This window comes from Mycolicibacter sinensis, from assembly GCF_001667945.1.
In the GTDB taxonomy this organism is placed as follows: Bacteria; Actinomycetota; Actinomycetes; order Mycobacteriales; family Mycobacteriaceae; genus Mycobacterium; species Mycobacterium sinense_B.
In genome coordinates, this window is sequence record NZ_LZJK01000127.1 from 23583 (window position 1) to 39198 (window position 15616).

The 15616-nt window shown below is 66.5% G+C and carries 17 protein-coding genes, 1 tRNA gene and 2 pseudogenes; 10 read left to right on the top strand and 10 right to left on the bottom strand.

Annotated elements, in window-relative coordinates; all coding sequences use genetic code 11:
* Window positions 1–54 precede the first annotated feature (54 nt).
* The 6 genes from A5694_RS16485 (at window position 55) to A5694_RS16505 (ending at window position 4402) form a co-directional block, all read left to right on the top strand.
* Window positions 55–127, top strand: a tRNA-Arg gene (locus tag A5694_RS16485).
* Between the two features lie 641 nt (window positions 128–768).
* Complete coding sequence (locus A5694_RS24980) at window positions 769–903, top strand: hypothetical protein (protein WP_267887756.1); 135 nt, start codon at window positions 769–771, stop codon at window positions 901–903.
* A gap of 367 nt (window positions 904–1270) precedes the next feature.
* Window positions 1271–1678 carry a type VII secretion target gene (locus tag A5694_RS16490; RefSeq protein ID WP_064923090.1) on the top strand — a complete coding sequence of 136 codons (408 nt, stop codon included), beginning with the start codon at window positions 1271–1273 and terminating at the stop codon, window positions 1676–1678.
* Window positions 1679–1684: 6 nt separating this feature from the next.
* Entirely contained in the window at window positions 1685–3076 is a 1392-nt protein-coding gene (locus tag A5694_RS16495; protein WP_064923093.1) for a hypothetical protein, read from the top strand.
* A gap of 134 nt (window positions 3077–3210) precedes the next feature.
* Complete coding sequence (locus A5694_RS16500; RefSeq protein WP_082952709.1) at window positions 3211–3768, top strand: hypothetical protein; 558 nt, start codon at window positions 3211–3213, stop codon at window positions 3766–3768.
* Between the two features lie 67 nt (window positions 3769–3835).
* The gene (locus A5694_RS16505; RefSeq protein ID WP_064923095.1) at window positions 3836–4402 is read left to right on the top strand and encodes a hypothetical protein; all 567 of its coding nucleotides are present in this window, start codon (window positions 3836–3838) and stop codon (window positions 4400–4402) included.
* Window positions 4403–4470: 68 nt separating this feature from the next.
* Here A5694_RS16505 and A5694_RS16510 read toward each other — a convergent pair whose 3' ends face one another.
* Window positions 4471–5076 (bottom strand): hypothetical protein, encoded by a 606-nt coding sequence (locus A5694_RS16510; RefSeq protein WP_131809611.1) that lies wholly within the window; start codon window positions 5074–5076, stop codon window positions 4471–4473.
* Window positions 5077–5157: 81 nt separating this feature from the next.
* Here A5694_RS16510 and A5694_RS16515 point away from each other — a divergent pair, with 81 nt between their 5' ends.
* Together A5694_RS16515 and A5694_RS16520 are read left to right on the top strand one after the other, a co-directional pair.
* Window positions 5158–5400 (top strand): hypothetical protein, encoded by a 243-nt coding sequence (locus A5694_RS16515; RefSeq protein WP_064923119.1) that lies wholly within the window; start codon window positions 5158–5160, stop codon window positions 5398–5400.
* 64 nt (window positions 5401–5464) lie between these two features.
* A complete protein-coding gene (locus tag A5694_RS16520; protein ID WP_064923099.1) occupies window positions 5465–6382 on the top strand; it encodes an LLM class F420-dependent oxidoreductase in 918 nt (305 codons plus the stop codon).
* 60 nt (window positions 6383–6442) lie between these two features.
* Here A5694_RS16520 and A5694_RS16525 read toward each other — a convergent pair whose 3' ends face one another.
* Together A5694_RS16525 and A5694_RS16530 are read right to left on the bottom strand one after the other, a co-directional pair.
* On the bottom strand, window positions 6443–7882 hold the full coding sequence (locus A5694_RS16525; protein ID WP_064923101.1) for a DUF4185 domain-containing protein: 1440 nt from the start codon (window positions 7880–7882) through the stop codon (window positions 6443–6445).
* Between the two features lie 141 nt (window positions 7883–8023).
* Window positions 8024–8920, bottom strand: coding sequence for an LLM class flavin-dependent oxidoreductase (locus A5694_RS16530; RefSeq protein WP_064923121.1), 897 nt, complete (start codon window positions 8918–8920; stop codon window positions 8024–8026).
* 46 nt (window positions 8921–8966) lie between these two features.
* On the opposite strand from A5694_RS16530, the gene A5694_RS16535 reads away from it, so the two are divergent.
* Window positions 8967–9356, top strand: a complete 390-nt coding sequence (locus A5694_RS16535) for a VOC family protein (protein WP_064923103.1) — start codon at window positions 8967–8969, stop codon at window positions 9354–9356.
* 3 nt (window positions 9357–9359) lie between these two features.
* On the opposite strand, the gene A5694_RS16540 is transcribed toward A5694_RS16535, so the two are convergent.
* The 5 genes from A5694_RS16540 to A5694_RS16560 all read right to left on the bottom strand — a co-directional run bounded on the left by A5694_RS16540 (window position 9360) and on the right by A5694_RS16560 (window position 14073).
* The gene (locus tag A5694_RS16540) at window positions 9360–9833 is read right to left on the bottom strand and encodes an Rrf2 family transcriptional regulator (protein ID WP_064923105.1); all 474 of its coding nucleotides are present in this window, start codon (window positions 9831–9833) and stop codon (window positions 9360–9362) included.
* A gap of 37 nt (window positions 9834–9870) precedes the next feature.
* Window positions 9871–10599, bottom strand: coding sequence for a 3'(2'),5'-bisphosphate nucleotidase CysQ (locus A5694_RS16545; protein WP_064923107.1), 729 nt, complete (start codon window positions 10597–10599; stop codon window positions 9871–9873).
* Complete coding sequence (gene cysC / locus A5694_RS16550; RefSeq protein ID WP_064923109.1) at window positions 10596–12449, bottom strand: adenylyl-sulfate kinase; 1854 nt, start codon at window positions 12447–12449, stop codon at window positions 10596–10598. The genes A5694_RS16545 and cysC overlap by 4 nt, the downstream gene beginning before the upstream one ends.
* On the bottom strand, window positions 12449–13387 hold the full coding sequence (gene cysD / locus A5694_RS16555) for a sulfate adenylyltransferase subunit CysD (RefSeq protein ID WP_064923111.1): 939 nt from the start codon (window positions 13385–13387) through the stop codon (window positions 12449–12451). Before cysD ends, cysC begins: the two co-directional genes overlap by 1 nt.
* Before the next feature lie 194 nt (window positions 13388–13581).
* Window positions 13582–14073, bottom strand: coding sequence for a beta-class carbonic anhydrase (locus A5694_RS16560; protein ID WP_064923123.1), 492 nt, complete (start codon window positions 14071–14073; stop codon window positions 13582–13584).
* A 199-nt stretch (window positions 14074–14272) separates the two neighbouring features.
* Between A5694_RS16560 and A5694_RS16565 the strand changes: the two are divergent.
* Window positions 14273–15166: pseudogene (locus A5694_RS16565) on the top strand (ABC transporter permease); the annotation flags it as partial.
* Here the strand turns inward: A5694_RS16565 and A5694_RS22770 are convergent.
* Window positions 15145–15459 (bottom strand): annotated as a pseudogene (locus tag A5694_RS22770) (peptide ABC transporter permease); the annotation flags it as partial. The pseudogenes A5694_RS16565 and A5694_RS22770 sit on opposite strands and share 22 nt — an antisense overlap.
* A partial coding sequence (locus A5694_RS22775; protein ID WP_131809612.1) for an ABC transporter permease subunit occupies window positions 15456–15616 on the bottom strand: 161 nt, incomplete at its 5' end. The pseudogene A5694_RS22770 and the gene A5694_RS22775, both read right to left, overlap by 4 nt.

Consider the following 15616-nt stretch of genomic DNA (forward strand, 5'->3'; position numbering starts at 1 on the left):
CTCCGGCTTTCATGCGCTAGTCTGTCAAAGCCCACATGGCGCCGTAGTACGTGCGCCCCCGTAGCTCAGGGGATAGAGCGTCTGCCTCCGGAGCAGAAGGCCGCAGGTTCGAATCCTGCCGGGGGCACTTTGCTAGATGTCATTTGATGGCACGTCACCGCATCTTTTCAAGATTGCTACAGCGGTCGCAAGAATCGGCTTACCTCTGCACTACTAATCCGGTTGGCCTGGTCAGGCCCACAGCGGCATGCAGCGAACTTACGCCCCAAACCGGGATGCCGAGGCTTTTCCAGCCGGCTGCTGTCACCCCTCCCCGCTACTCTCCGCGCCGTGCCCGCGGCCATGACGCCAGCCATGCAAATCGACACCGCTACCGCCACGTTCGGGAGTCGGGCATGATCCCGGCGGCGTATCCAGGAGAGTCCGGCGCGTCGCGAGCGGTAACAGCACTCACCCATGCACTGCCGTGGGTACTGGTCGGATGCCTGGCGATGAGGTCTCTCAGAACTGGCATGCAGTTGGACGAGCCAAACGGGTACGCGCGTACGATGTCGTTGAAATAGATCGGATTACGCGACGTCGTGTCCGAGTTAGCGGCGTTGCACAACCACTGGCGTAGGGTATCTAGCGTCAACCGTCGGAACAACTGTTCACCAGCGAATCCTGACCGACGTCGACATCTCGCGCACTGGGTACGACATCATCCGATCCATAGAGGGCGTCCGCGGCAACAATGTCGAAGCCTTCTACGTCGTAATGAACCGCGAAATGAACAGCTTCGTCGGGGAACCGGACGACAGTCGGGATACCTGGACCATCGACCAGCTCCAAGCCGCCTACGACTCGCTAGACCAGATCGGCGACCAGGTCGTTCAAACCATCAAAATGGCGATAGGAGAATAGGTTCATGGCCGCTGTCAAGATTGTCCTGAAGCATCTCAGTACTGCGATTGCCGGCCGCAAGCACCAGTGCCACCGCACCAAAGATCACGAAATTTCTCAAGGGTGAAACATCTTTGGTAGTACGGGACGGACCGCAGAGCCAAACCACCTACTGCGCGGCCTGTGCCGCGGACATCCTTGCCAAGGCAAGCCAGTCACGGTCGGAGCTATCCGCTGAACTCGGTAGGGCGCCAGCGGCCTAGTCGGCCCTTCAACAGAGGTATTTTCAGCGCGGCGCTCCCGCCGGTCTACGTGCAACCCTGCGCTACCGCACGCGCGCGGACGAGGGCACGTGGCCCGTGTCGCCTCCTTCAAATACAGTTCCCCCATGACCTCCCCCACCCTCAAGGTCACACCCGAAGGGCTGCGCTCCGCGGCGCAACGTTGTGAAGCCCTCGCGGGGGCGGTCGCACCGGCTCTGCCCACCGTGACCATCTCCGGCTGGCAGTCCACCGGCGCAGCCACGAGCGCGGTGAACGCCGGCATGAGCACCATCGGCACCGCCTGCAAGTCCCGGATGACCGCGAACGGGGGCAAGCTCACCAAAGCGGCGGGCGAATACCAAAACCAGGACGACCACGCCGCGCGGCGCCTTACCGCGGTGGGCTCGCACCCGGCCGCCGGATCGGGCGGCGACGGCCGTGCGGGCGGCCTACCGCCGGGCTTCACCCCGCTCGCGCCGCGCGGGTCAGGCATCGATGGCGGCGCAGCCGGCGGGTACGGGATAGGCCGCTAGCCCCCGATGTCTGGTTTACCCACCCTGTCCGAGGTCCGCGCTGCCAGCTGGGATCACCTGCGGACCAACGCCGCCGCCTGGCGAAACCTCGGGCGCACCTGGGAGTCGGCGTTCACCGAGGTGCACCAATCCTCTCTGTGCCCCGGCGGGGCCGACTGGACCGGTGCGGGTGCCGAAGCCTTCCGGGACCGCTCCTACCTCGACTTGGTGAAAATCCGCACGCCCGTTGACACCGCCGACACCCTCGCGGGGATCGCCGAGCGCGGCGCTGACGCTCAGGACGGCAACAAGAGTTCGGTGCTCGACACCGTCGATGGAATCGAGGGTGACAACTTCGCCGTCGGTGAAGACTGGTCCGTCACCGACACCATCACCTGGTATAGCTCCGCCGCGGAACTCGAACAACGCGAACAGGCAGCCGAGGACCACCATAGGTTCCTCATGTCCAAGGTCTACAAGCTCGTCGGCGACGAGGACGACATCGCCCGCAACCTCGCCACAGCCAGCGCGGGGTTGCACCAGTTCAGCTTCGGCGACGAGGGCGCCGACGGCTGGGCGGGAAAGAACGGCGGGCCGCCGCGTGCCAGTTCCGATCCCGCTGATCCAGCGGAGCAACGTGATCTGGCAATCGTCAACGATCCCGACGCGGACCCGACGGCGCGGCAGTTAGCGCAGGAACGCCTTGACGACTTGCGAAACGCTCAAATCGTCGGTGACTTGCCAATCGATCCGGTTCTCGGAGGCGACACACGTAGCCGCGCCCAAGCCAGACGTCAGCTTCAAGATTTTTTGGAATCCGGGCAAGCCTTTTCAGACCGCCCACCCCTAACGCCGGATCAAGCTACCCAGATGGTCGACAGGCTCGAGGCCCAGGGCCGGGAAACGGTTCTTCGCGGTTTCGCCGATCAACTGGAAGCGGCGGGCGTGTCTCCGCCCGGGATCCAGCGGGTGCTCGACGAAGTACAAAGCGGAAAGTCACCCGGGCAGGTGATCCGCGAGGCGGGAGCCGGAATAGCCGGCTGGGGCGGAGCGTTGGGCGGCGGCGCGGAGACCCACGGTGCGGCACTGCCGAACGGCAGGCATTGGGGGAGCGCTCAGGTGTGGTCGAAAGCGGATGCCCAAGCCCTCGAGATGTTCGGCCGAAAGCTTGGCTACGCTGGCATCGGACTCGACACCCTGTTGACTTTCGACAACATCGCGCATGGCGCTCCGAAAAGCGAAGAAATCGCCAAACTTGGCGGACGCACCCTCGGTGGAATCGCTGGAGGATTCGCTGCCGGCGCGGCGTGGGGCTCGTTGGTGGGACCGGAGGGGACATTGATCGTCGGACTTCTCGGGGCGGTCGCAGGCGGTATTGGCGGGGAGAAGCTCGTGACGTTGGGCCTAGGTGGTCAATAATGAGCGATTGGCTTTTCTGGGTGGTTGCCCTGTGTTTCGTTGCGGGATTTCTGCTCTCGTTCCTCAATATAAGCAGAAGTACGCAAAGGCGCCTCTACTGGAGTTTTGCATGCGCAGCAGGAGTGGCTGGCGCCATGTCGACGTATCCGACGTGGGACGGCGCGGCCACGCTGGGCATTCTGCCCGTGGCGGCAATGGTGGTGATGGCGTATGTGGCCACGCCCTATATCAAGATCGGCGGAAAGATTTACTCCCTGACGGCCGGCGCCCAGCGCCCGGACGCTGAAGTTGCGCCTCAGGGGGAAAGCGTCTCCACGGAGCCAGAAGCCGATCCGACGCCGGGTTCGTACAGCGGGCTCCTCACGGCCGCGACGATGTGGTGGATGCTCGTCGTGATAGCGGCAATCGCCGCGGGGAACGTATATGGTTCCGCCGTCGGCAAAGGGGAGGTTTGGGTCGCGATAACGGTGGCCGCACTGCTCGCATTGCTGGCTGCCGGCACCGGATACGGGGACGCGAGCTGGCGTTATCCGGTCGCACGCAGGCAGTTTGTACAGTTCGGCGTAGCGTCGGTCATCACCGTTGGCACCTTCGCTCTGGTCTATCTGACCGCCTATTACCTCGCCAAGCGCGGGCCGCTGCAACGCGCGCAGTCGATGGAACGCCGGGCCCCCCGCGCCACTGAAAGGTGAACCTTTGGAGCCCCATCCCTGATCCCAGCAACTACACGCCGATCAACGCCGAAAGCGCGGTGCGCTAATGCCACGCATACGCCTGCTTACCATCACCGTCACGCTTCTCGTTGCCCAGGTCCCGGCCGCTTGCGGGTTCGACGACGTCACGAAGGTGTCCACCCAAGACATTCCCATCGACGACGCCGTGCGGAAGATCAACGGTGCCGCCAAATGGGCGCATCTTCCAGCATCGCTGGTCCCGTTGGAAGCCACCGCTCATCAGACCACCGCTCCGATAGAGACCGACACCAGCATCAGCCTGGCTTTCAAGGCGCCGCTAGCCGACGTCGACACCTACCTGACCGCCATGCACGCGCGCAAGGACTACACCCTGGTGCGGCCCGCGAATGACTGTCCCCCGGCGCCGAGCGGACAGACTCCGGTACGACAACCACCGCCCCCATCGGCCGAGATGTGGTCTGACTCCGGGGTTTTCGAACGCTGCGCAGCTGTTGAGCAGTGGCAGATGTACAGCGATGAATGGACCACGCGAGGAACAACGGTCGGGACCCTCTATCGCCAGGCGGGCATTCACTCAAGTAACACGGGAGCTGTCAATGTCTTTTTTACACTGAGTGGGCACAAACTGTAGCTATCGCCTGCAGCGCCACCACACCTCACGCTGCAGCTGGCATTCTGATCCGGGCGGTCGCCGGCGCTTCAGCCGTTGACCGCCCCACGCAGCACCATTTCGAAACCGCGCAGGATGGTGTCGGCGTCGCGGCGATACTGCGGGTCATCGCAGTTGTCGGCCGACAGGGCCAGGCGGGCCACATACACCGTGCCGGCCGATTCCGCGGCCACGGCCAGGACTTCGGCGTCATGCTCGCGGGCGTTGGCCCATGCCGCCTGGTGGTACCGAAACAGCATCGCGGGGTGACCGCACACCTGCAGGGCCGTCGGGCGCATATTCGACGCGCCGCCACCGTCGATCATGATCGCCCGGCCTTGGCTTTCCAGCTCGGCTTCCGGTGTCTCCGCCACGGTGATCCCGGAGTCCATGATCAGCCAGGCGTGCGCGCGGTGGCCGTCGTGGGTGGGTTTGTCCGACCACATCGAGAGCCGAATGTCTCGGAGGCGGTGGTCCTGGATTTTCCAGCCGTCCGGCAACGGCACCCACAGCAGCGGTTCGACATCGTCGCGCGGCGTGATCGGCGTCAACGGCGCCGAGACGTGCTGACATCCGGCATCGCCGATACGCACGGCACTGCCGGCCGTCGACCGGGAGCACGCCGATACGCCCGCCGCGATCAGCCCTGCCGTCATCAGTGGCATCATCAATAGCGTGGCCCGCTCCACAGCTTGGATTATTGCGCACCAGGCCCGACCTTATATCCCGTGCATGACATGATTGCGACTGACGACAGCACCGGACTCGAACAGCTCAGCTCTGCTACTCACCCGGCGTGGGACGCCAAGGCATTCCGCCGGATCGTCGCCGCGGTGGAGTCTGTCCGGGAGGCCGATGCCGAACTGACTGCCGCGGTTCGGGAAGCCCGGAAGCGCGGCGACTCCTGGACCGCTATCGCCGTTGCGCTGGGCACCACGCGGCAAGCCGCACAGCAACGGTTCGGAAAGTTGACCGACTGATCCCCGTCTTCGCGGAGAGCGGAATCGCTACGGATAAGTCTCTACCACCCCTAGTCTCAACCGGGTGACGATTCGCCTTGGCTTCCAGATCCCCGACTTCTCCTACGGCACCGACGTTTCGAAGCTGTTCCCCACCGTCATCGCCCAAGCCCAAGAGGCCGAAGCGGCCGGGTTCGACGCGGTGTTCGTGATGGACCACTTCTACCAACTGCCCATGCTGGGCTCCCCCGACCAGCCGATGCTCGAGGCCTACACGACCCTCGGCGCGCTGGCCACCGCCACCGAACGCGTGCAGTTGGGCACGCTGGTCACCGGCAACACCTACCGCAACCCGGCCCTGTTGGCCAAGATCATCACCACCCTGGACGTCGTCAGCGCCGGCCGCGCGGTGCTGGGCATCGGCACCGGGTGGTTCGAGCTCGAACACGACCAGCTGGGTTTCGAATTCGGCACTTTCACCGACCGGTTCAACCGGCTCGACGAGGCGCTGCAGATCATCCTGCCGATGATCAGGGGTGAGCGGCCGACGTTCGAGGGCAAGTGGTACCGCACTTGGGAGGCGATGGCCGAACCCCGTTTCCGCGACCACATTCCACTGTTGATCGGCGGCAGCGGCGAGAAGAAGACGATCCCGCTGGCGGCACGCTACTTCGATCACCTCAACCTCATCACCGGATTCGACCAGATCCGCGCGAAGATGGACGTGGTGCGGCGCAGCTGCGAGGAGATCGGCCGTGATCCGGCCACGCTGGAAACCACCATGTTGCTCACCGCGCTGGCCGGCCAGAACGTCACCGCCGAGCAGATCCCCGCCGCGATGAGCCAGCGGATGGTGGCCGGCAGTCCGGAAGCGATCGCCGAGCAGATCAAGACCAAGGTGCTCGACGCCGGCGTCGGCGGGGTCACCATGAACATTCCCGGCTATACCCCCGGGGTGATCGCCGAGGTCGGCGCCGCGTTGCGCGAGGTGTTCGACGCCTGACGATAAGTGAAGTCAACCGACGTCGTTGACTTCACTTACGGCCTTAAGTGAAGTCAAACGTCATCCCAGCACCGTGCGCATCAGCATCACGTCGTAGGCGTTCCACAGCGACAACGTGAAGTACACCTCCTTGCCCGTCGACCACGGGTGCATGTAGGGCGCGTAGATGCCGCCGGGAATCTGGCCGGTGGGGATCAGCGTCTGCTCGGCGCTCCACGGGCCCTGCGGCGTGGGGGCGAATCGGGCCACCACGTCGTTGCCGCCGTTGCCGTACAGCGCCAGATACTGCCGCAGGTAGGTGTTGTACTGCACCGACATCTCGCCCACCGGTCCGGGGATCACCGGGGTGGCCGCGGCCGGGTTGTTCGGCACCCAGGAGCCGCTCTCGCCGTTCCAGTACTGGTACTTGGTGACGTCGGGGATGGCGCGCTCGGGCACTCGCGACAGGTACGCTGAGCCGCCGCGAGCGGCCGGGGTTCCGTAGGAGTACAGGTAGCCGTCACCGCCGCGCAAGAACGCGCCCTGCTGGAAGTTCTCGTTGCCGGGCACATAGCGTGCCCGGGGCACGTTCTCCGGCGCCGACGAGCGCACCGTCCCGGGATAGACCCCCCAGGTCTCGCCGTTGTCGCTGGACACCGCGATCGCCGAGTAGTTGGTGGACCATTCACCGTCACGGCCCCACTGCTTGACCGACATGAAGTTCAGGTACTGATTCCCGCCGATTCCGATGCCGGCGGTGGGAATCATGCTCTCCTGGTGCGGGGCCAGTTGGACGGCGGGAAGGATCTGCTTGGAGAAGTTCGCTTGGCGCAGCGGCGAACCCGAGTATTTGTTGCCGATTCCTCCTGGGCCCACCGTGATTCCGTCGGCCAGGTTGTTGTCCGCGCTGCGGAACAGCACATTGTGCCGCCACTGGTGGCCCTGCATCCGGCAGTAGCCGAAGGTGTCGCCGAATGCGTAGAGCACCTGACGGTTGGCGGGATCGCCGTTATCCCAGGGGATTCCGAGGTCGGTGCCGGAGATGCCGAATCGCTGCAGGGTTTGGTTGGGGCTGTTGGGCCCGGTCACCCACTCCACCAGCGAGGTCTGCGATCCGGCGATCGCCCCAGCGGCGTCGGCGGTCGACAGCCCCGGATCTGCGCCGGCGTTCGGAACGGGCTGCACCGGTTGAGCCGCATTCGGCACGGCCTGACCGGCCGGGTTGGGCACCGGTGGCACCACCGCCGCCTGCTGCTTGACCGTGCCGTTCGGGTTGATCAGCGCGGCGATCAGCGGGCCCAGCTTGGGCAGCGGCGCTTGATCGTTGGTGCCGCGGGGACGGCGCCCGGTCGGCAGCTGGCCCGCCGGCGTGCTCGGAGAACCGGGCGGTGGGTCGATATTGGCCTCGGGTGCATTGCAGGTCGCTGCCATCGCCGGCGAGGCGAACTCGGTGGCCAGAACCATCCCGAGCACGACCGCCGGCACCATCGCCGCCGAGACGATTCGACGCGTCGCCGACATGTCACACCTTTCTCAGGACCCCTGCGGGCCCCTCGCCTGATGTGACGATAGTGGCGGTTGAGGCGATTGTGACTATCGCATGATTGATAGCAACGCTTCCGTGACCGTGTCGCAACGGCTACCACGGGCAGCTAATCGGCCTCAGCGGCGAAACTCGGCGACCACCTCGGCGGCGCGCCGCAGCTGGTCGCGATCGGAACTGGTTGGGATCAGGTGGATCTCGTCGGCGCCCACCGCTTGGAAGCTGCGCAGCACCTCGAGGAGCTCGTCCTCGTTGCCCGCCCAGCCGGTAGTCGGGGCGATCGCCTCGACGTACTCGGCGGGAATCCAGTTCATGTAGCGCAGCAGATGTTCGCGCACCTGGTTGCGTGCGGCGTCGCGCTCACCCAGCGCGAACCAGAACGACGTCGCCAGATACGGCTTGCCGCGCCCGGCCTGCTGCCAGGCATCGCGGGCGACGTCGAACAGCTCATTCTGCTTGGCCACGTCGAGGTCCATCGTGATGCCGGCCAGACCTTCGGCCCAGGTCGCCGCGCTGCGCACGGTTTTCGGGCCGATGGAGCCGACCACCAGCGGCGGCCCGCCGGGTTGCGTCGGCGCCGGCCCGACCGGCAGCACCGACTCGGTGAGCTTCTCCCCCGCCCAGACGCGCTTCATCAGCGCGACCCGCTCGGCCATCTCCCGCATCGTCTGCGACGCCGGGTCAGCGCCCACGGCGCGATAGTCCTCATGGCGGCCACCCACGCCGATACCGACGGTGAGCCGCCCGCCACTGAGCAGATCCGCGGTGGCCAGCGCCTTGGCCAGCATCACCGGATCATGCAGTTGGGGAACGATGACGGTGGTCACCAGCCGCACCCGCTCGGTCCAGGCCGACAGCGCGCCCAGCAGCGTCAGGCTGTCGGGGTTGGTGAAGGCGATCCGCTCGCCCCAGCTCAGCGACGAGAACGGTCCCTCGTCTATCGCGCGTGCCCAGTCCCGCAGCAGCGTTGCGTCCAGATCCGGCTCCATCACCGGCATGGTCATTCCGACCTGCATGCCCGCGATTGTGGCACGGGCGCCGGGCACGACTGACACTGGGGGAATGAGTATTTCCTTCAATCACACCATCGTCGCCGCCCACGACAAGCGGGCCTCCGCGGCGTTTCTGGCGGAGCTGTTCGGCCTACCCGAACCGCAGCCGTTCGGTCACTTCATGGTCGTCGGGCTCGACCACGACGCCAGTCTCGATTACGCCGACGTGCCGGCTACCGAGGAGATCCCGCCGCAGCACTACGCATTCCTGGTGTCCGACGACGACTTCGACGCCATCTATGCCAAGATCTCCGCCCGCGGCATCGACCATTGGGCCGACCCGCGCGCCGAACGCCCCGGCGAGATCAATCACCGCGACGGCGGCCGCGGCGTATATTTCCGCGACCCCAGCGGTCATGCGATGGAGATCCTCACCCGACCCTATGGGTCAGGTGCGTAGCGCTCAGCTGCCGTGGCCGCGCTGGCGTTCCTGGGTGCGGTAGGTGGCGGCGAACTCGGCGACGTGCGCGGGCAGCTCACCTGAGGCCACATCGGCCAGGCTGGTCTGCTCGAGCACCGAGCGCATGCTGGCCCGCAGCGCCCGCCACACGTCGGTCAGTGCGGCGGTCGGTCCCGCATAGGGCAGATCGCCCATGCCGATGTCGCGGACGCTGGCCAGCGGCCCGTCGATGCAGCGCAGCACGTCGGCGACGCTGATCTCGGTGGCCGCGCGGGCCAGCTCGTAGCCGCCGTCACGGCCGCGCTGACTGCGCACCAGCCGGTCGGTGCGCAGATCCGACAGGATGTCGACCAGAAACTGCGCCGGGATGCCCTGAGCTGCGGCTATCTCGTCGGTCTTGACCAGGGTGCCGGCTTCGGCGGTGGCGAGCTGGACCATCGCCCGCACCGCATACTCCGCTTTGGCCGACATCCGCACCCTGGGGATTCTGCCATCTCACCGATCTGCGGCGACATCACCCGATTGCGGCGAGCACTGCTTGGGCATATTCCGGGCGACAGACCACCAGGTCAGGAAGCAAAGGGTCCGGCCGGTTGTAGGCCAGCGGCGAGCCGTCGATGCGCGACGTGTGCAGGCCGGCGGCCCGGGCCACGGCCACCGGCGCGGCCGAGTCCCACTCGTACTGCCCACCGGCGTGCACGTAGACATCAGCGGTGCCCTGCACGACGGCGGCGACCTTGACCCCGGCCGAGCCCATCGGCACCAGCACCCCGTCGAGGCGCTCCCGCACGGTTTCGGCGACCGCCGGCGGGCGGCTGCGGGACACCGCGATGCGGGGCGGGCCGGGATGTGCGGGCGGGGCGGCCACGGTCGGCGTGGCCAAGGTGATGCCGCGTGCCGGCAAGGCGATGGCGCCAGCGACCAGTTCTCCGGCGTGCCACAGCGCAACGTGCACGGCCCAGTCGTCGCGCTCCGGCTCGGAGAATTCCCGGGTGCCGTCCAGCGGGTCGACGATCCACACCCGCTCGGCGTGCAGCCGGACCGGGTTGTCGGCGCCCTCCTCCGACAGCACCGCGTCGTCCGGGCGCTCGGTGGCCAGCGCCGTCATCAGGTAGTCGTGAGAGCGCTTGTCGCCGGCGGCTTTCCGCTCGGCCTGTGGCGCGTCGGCCAGTTCCTCGCGGACGCTCAGCAGCAACCGGCCCGCGTCGGCGGCGAGCTGGGCGGCCAGCTGGTGGTCGTTCATTTCCGGGCGTCGATCGCGGCGATCACCTGGCGGGCCTGCGCATCGACGCTGTCCTGCGGGCTCAGCCGCACGTCCGGGTTGCGCGGCCGCTGGTACGGGCTGTCGATGCCGGTGAAGTGCGTGATCAGCCCGGCGCGGGCTTTTGCGTACAGTCCCTTGGGGTCTCGCTGCTCGCATTCCTCCAGCGGGGTGTCGCAGAACACCTCCACGAAATCGAACCCGGCGTCGGTGTGCACCTGGCGGGCCAGCTGGCGATGTTCGATCAGCGGGCTGATCGCCGGTACCAGCACGATCTGGCCGGAATCGGCCAGCAGGGTCGCCACGTGCGCCAGCCGGCGCAGGTTCTCGGCGCGGTCGGCCATCGAGAACCCGAGGTCGGCGTTGAGGCCGTGCCGCAGGTTGTCGCCATCGAGAACGTAAGCCGGCGTACCTCTTTCGAGCAGCAGCTGCTCGACCCGCATCGCCACCGACGACTTACCGGCGCCGGACAGTCCGGTCAACCACACCGTGCGGCCCTTCGACAACCGGTCGGTGGCGGTGACCAGCGACTCGTGGCGCACCGTGTTCGGGCTGGCGGCGCGGCCCGACACATCGCGCAGCACCATGCCGGCCGCGACCGTGCCGTTGGTGGCCTGGTCGATGAGGATGAACGATCCGGTCGCATCGTTGCGGGTGAATTCGTCCAGCATCAGCGGCACCTGAGCGCGCAGCGACACCCGGCCGAGCTCGTTGAGCTGCAACGAATTCGCTTCCTTGTCCCGGTGCAAGGTGTTGACGTCGAGGCGGTAGTCCAGCGCCATCACCTTCACCCGGGTGGTGCGGGTGGTGTGTTTGATGATGTAGTCGTTGCCCGGCCGCAGCGTCGCCCCGTCTGCCATCCAGCACACCGTGGCGTCGAAGTCCTGGGCGATGCGGGGCTGGTTGTTGGTGCGGGCGATCATGTCGCCGCGGGAGATGTCGATGTCGTCATCGAGACTGACCGACACCGCCATCGGCGGGAACGCTTCGTCCACGGCGCCATTGGGGCCTTCGATCGCCGCGATCCGGGTCGGCTTGCCTGACGGCAGCACCACCACGTCGTCTCCGGGACGCAGCACCCCGCTGGCCACCGTGCCGGCGTAGCTGCGGTGGTCGGCGTGTTCGTGGGTCTGGGGACGGATCACGTACTGCACCGGGAAACGCACGTCCACCAGGTTGCGGTCACCGGCGATGTAGACGTCTTCCAGGTGCGACAGCAGCGCCGGGCCGTCGTAGTAGGGGGTTTTGTCGGACTTGGTCACTACATTGTCGCCGAGCAGCGCCGAGATCGGGATGGTCGTCACGTCGTGCACGTCCAGGCGGGTGGCGAACGAGTGGAAGTCGTCGCGGATCGCCTCGAATTGCTCGGCGTCCCAGTCGATCAGGTCCATCTTGTTGACCGCGAGCACAATGTGGCGGATGCCCAGCAGCGACGCCAGGAAGGTGTGCCGGCGGGACTGCTCCTGCAGGCCGTGCCGCGCATCGACCAGCACGATCGCCAGCTGGGCGGTCGAAGCGCCGGTCACCATGTTGCGGGTGTACTGGATGTGCCCGGGCGTGTCGGCGATGATGAATTTCCGCTTGGGCGTGGCGAAGTAGCGGTAGGCGACATCGATAGTGATGCCCTGCTCACGCTCGGCGCGCAGCCCGTCGGTGACCAGCGCCAGGTCGGTGTAGTCATGACCGCGCTCCCGCGAGGTCCGCTCCACCGAGGCCAGCTGGTCCTCCATGACGGCCTTGGAGTCGAACAGCAGCCGCCCGATCAGCGTCGATTTGCCGTCGTCGACCGAACCGGCCGTGGCGATACGAAGCAGCGTGGTTGCCGCACTCATCAGAAATACCCCTGCCTCTTGCGGTCTTCCATGCCTGCTTCGGAGATCCGGTCATCAGCGCGGGTCGCGCCGCGCTCGGTCAGCCGCGACACCGCGGTCTCAGCGATCACCTCGTCGACGGACGCCGCCGTCGACTCCACACAACCGGTGCAGGTGACGTCGCCGACGGTGCGGAAGCGCACCGAGGTCTCGAACACCTCCTCGCCGTCGCCGGGCCGCAGGAATTCGTGGTCGGCCAGCAGCATGCCGTCGCGCCGGAAGACTTTGCGCTGGTGCGCGAAATAGATTGAGGGCAAGGTGATTTCCTCGGCACCGATGTAGGACCAGATGTCGAATTCGGTCCAGTTCGACAGCGGGAAGACCCGGATGTGCTCACCGGCGCGGTGCCGGCCGTTGTAGAGGTTCCACAGCTCGGGGCGCTGGGCCTTGGGGTCCCACTGGCCGAACTCGTCGCGGAAGCTGAACACCCGCTCCTTGGCGCGCGCCTTCTCCTCGTCGCGCCGGGCGCCGCCGAACGCCGCGTCGAACTTGTTCTCGGCGATCGCCCGCAGCAAGGTGACGGTCTGCAGCGGGTTGCGCGACGGCCCGTCGTCGATCACCCGACCGGCGTCAATGTCGTCTTGCACACTGGCCACCACCAGTCGCACCCCGGTCTTCTCGACCAGTTCGTCACGTGCGGCGATGACCTCTTCGAAGTTGTGGCCGGTGTCGACATGCATCACCGGGAACGGCAGCCGGCCCGGCGCGAACGCCTTGACCGCCAGGTGCAGCATGACGATGGAGTCCTTGCCGCCGGAGAACAGCAGCACTGGCCGCTCGAACTCCGCGGCCACCTCTCGGATGATGTGGATGGCCTCGGCTTCCAGGGTGCGCAGATGCGTCAGTTGATAGTGCCCGGCCGTGGTCGGCGCCGTGGGCGCGGTGATGTTGCTGGTCATAACTTCCTCGGACAGTTTCCCGATAATCTTGGTGAGATTTACCAGATTTATTGGTTATAAGCGGTTATGTAACCAGGCGGACCGGGCGGCTGTCAACGTGATCCCGCGCTCGCCCCAGGGCGCGCAGTTGTACGTGATTTTCGGCGTGTCGCCGTGCAAACCCGCGCCCTCGCCGCAAGGAGGGCGGGGAGGAGCTACAGGGTGACTTCCCCGAGCTTGCCGGTGGCGACGTCGAAGACGAACCCGCGCAGTGAGGTGGTTTGGGTGATGAACGGGCTGGCTTGGACCCTCCGCAACGAGTGGCGGACGTCTTCCTCGGCATCGGGGAAGGCCTCGGCGGCCCACGGCGGCCGCAGCCCGGTCTCCTCCAGGACGGCGCGCTTGAACTCGTCGTCGGTGAAGGTGAGCATCCCGCAGTCACTGTGGTGGATCAGGATGATCTCCCGGGTTCCCAGCAGCCGTTGGCTGATCGCCAAGGAACGGATCGCGTCGTCGGTGATCACCCCGCCGGCGTTGCGGATGCAGTGCGCTTCGCCCTCGTGGATGCCCAACGCGCGATGGACGTCGAGCCGGGCGTCCATACAGGCGACGATTGCGACGTGCTTGCTCGGTGGCATCGGCAGTGGGCCCTTGAAGGTCTTCGCATACTCGGCGTTGTTGGCCAGGTAATCGTCGGTAACGGTCACAGGCGTCTCCATCTGTCGCAGTGCGCAGGCAGATCCTAGTGAAGAAGCAACCGGAATCCACGGTTAAAAATCATTCGGATCAAAGGGCTGCGGCAGTGCCTGAATCCGGAGATTTCCTCGGCGTGTCGACCGGGGACGCGCACTCTCAGCCGGCAGGCCTTTACCCTGTGCTGATGCCGCACGTCTGCGAGGCCGCGCCGTGATGCGGTTCCTGGCCGGCCGGGCGCTGAACTACCTGGTGCTGCTGGGCCTGGCCTCGTTTCTGACGTTCTGCCTGACCTCGCTGGCGTTCGCCCCGCTGGACAGCCTGATGCAGCGCAACCCACGTCCCCCGCAAGCCGTCATCGACGCCAAAGCCGCCGAACTGGGCCTGGACAAGCCCATTCCGCTGCGCTACGCGCACTGGGCCTCGCACGCCGTCCGCGGCGATTTCGGCGTCACCGTCACCGGGCAGCCGGTCTCGGCGGAATTGGGCCGGCGCATCGGGGTCAGCCTGCGCCTGTTGGTGGTGGGCTCGTTGGCCGGCACCCTCATCGGCGTGGTGGCCGGTGCCTGGGGGGCGGTGCGCCAATACCGGCTCTCCGACCGGGTCATCACCCTGGCCGCGCTGCTGGTGCTGTCGGTGCCCACGTTCGTGCTGGCCAACCTGGTGATCCTGAGCGCGCTGCGGGTGAACTGGGCGCTGGGCGCGCAACTGTTCGACTACACCGGGGAGACCTCCCCCGGGTTGGTCACCGGCTTCTGGCCGGGACTGGCCGACCGCGTGCAGCACCTGGTGTTGCCGTCGCTGACCCTGGCGCTGGGCGCCGCGGCCAGCTTCAGCCGCTATCAGCGCAACGCGATGCTTGATGTGCTCGGCCAGGATTTCATCCGCACCGCACGAGCCAAGGGCCTGACCCGGCGGCGTGCGTTGTTCAAACACGGGCTGCGCACCGCGCTGATCCCGATGGCAACCCTGTTCGCCTACGGGGTGGCCGGGCTGGTCACCGGGGCGGTGTTCGTGGAGAAGATCTTCGGCTGGCACGGTATGGGCGAATGGGTGGTGCAGGGGGTGGCGACCCAGGACACCAACATCGTCGCGGCGATCACCGTGGAGATCAGCGCCACGCACACCCCGATCAGCATCGATTTCTGCATGCCGCGCAGGATCTGCGCCAACAGGTCCTGGCCCAATGCGTTGGTGCCCAGCCAATGCCGCGAGCCCGGCGGGACCAGCAGCGCGTCGTAGTCCAGGTCGGTGTAGGAGTAGGGCAGCAGGCCAGGCAGGGCGTAGCAGCCGACGAACATCACCGCCAAAAGCGCCAGTGCACCCACTGCGGCGCGGCTGCGCAGGAAGCGGCGCAGCACCAGGGTGCGCCGGGAGGCGAATTCGATCTCGGTGCTCATGACACCCGCACCCGGGGGTCGAGCAGCGCGTAGATGACGTCGGAAAGCAGTCCGGCCAACAGCACCACCGCACCGGAGAACACGGTGATCGCCGCGACGATGTTGGTGTCCTGGGTCGCCACCCCCTGCACCACCCATTCGCCCATACCGTGCCAGC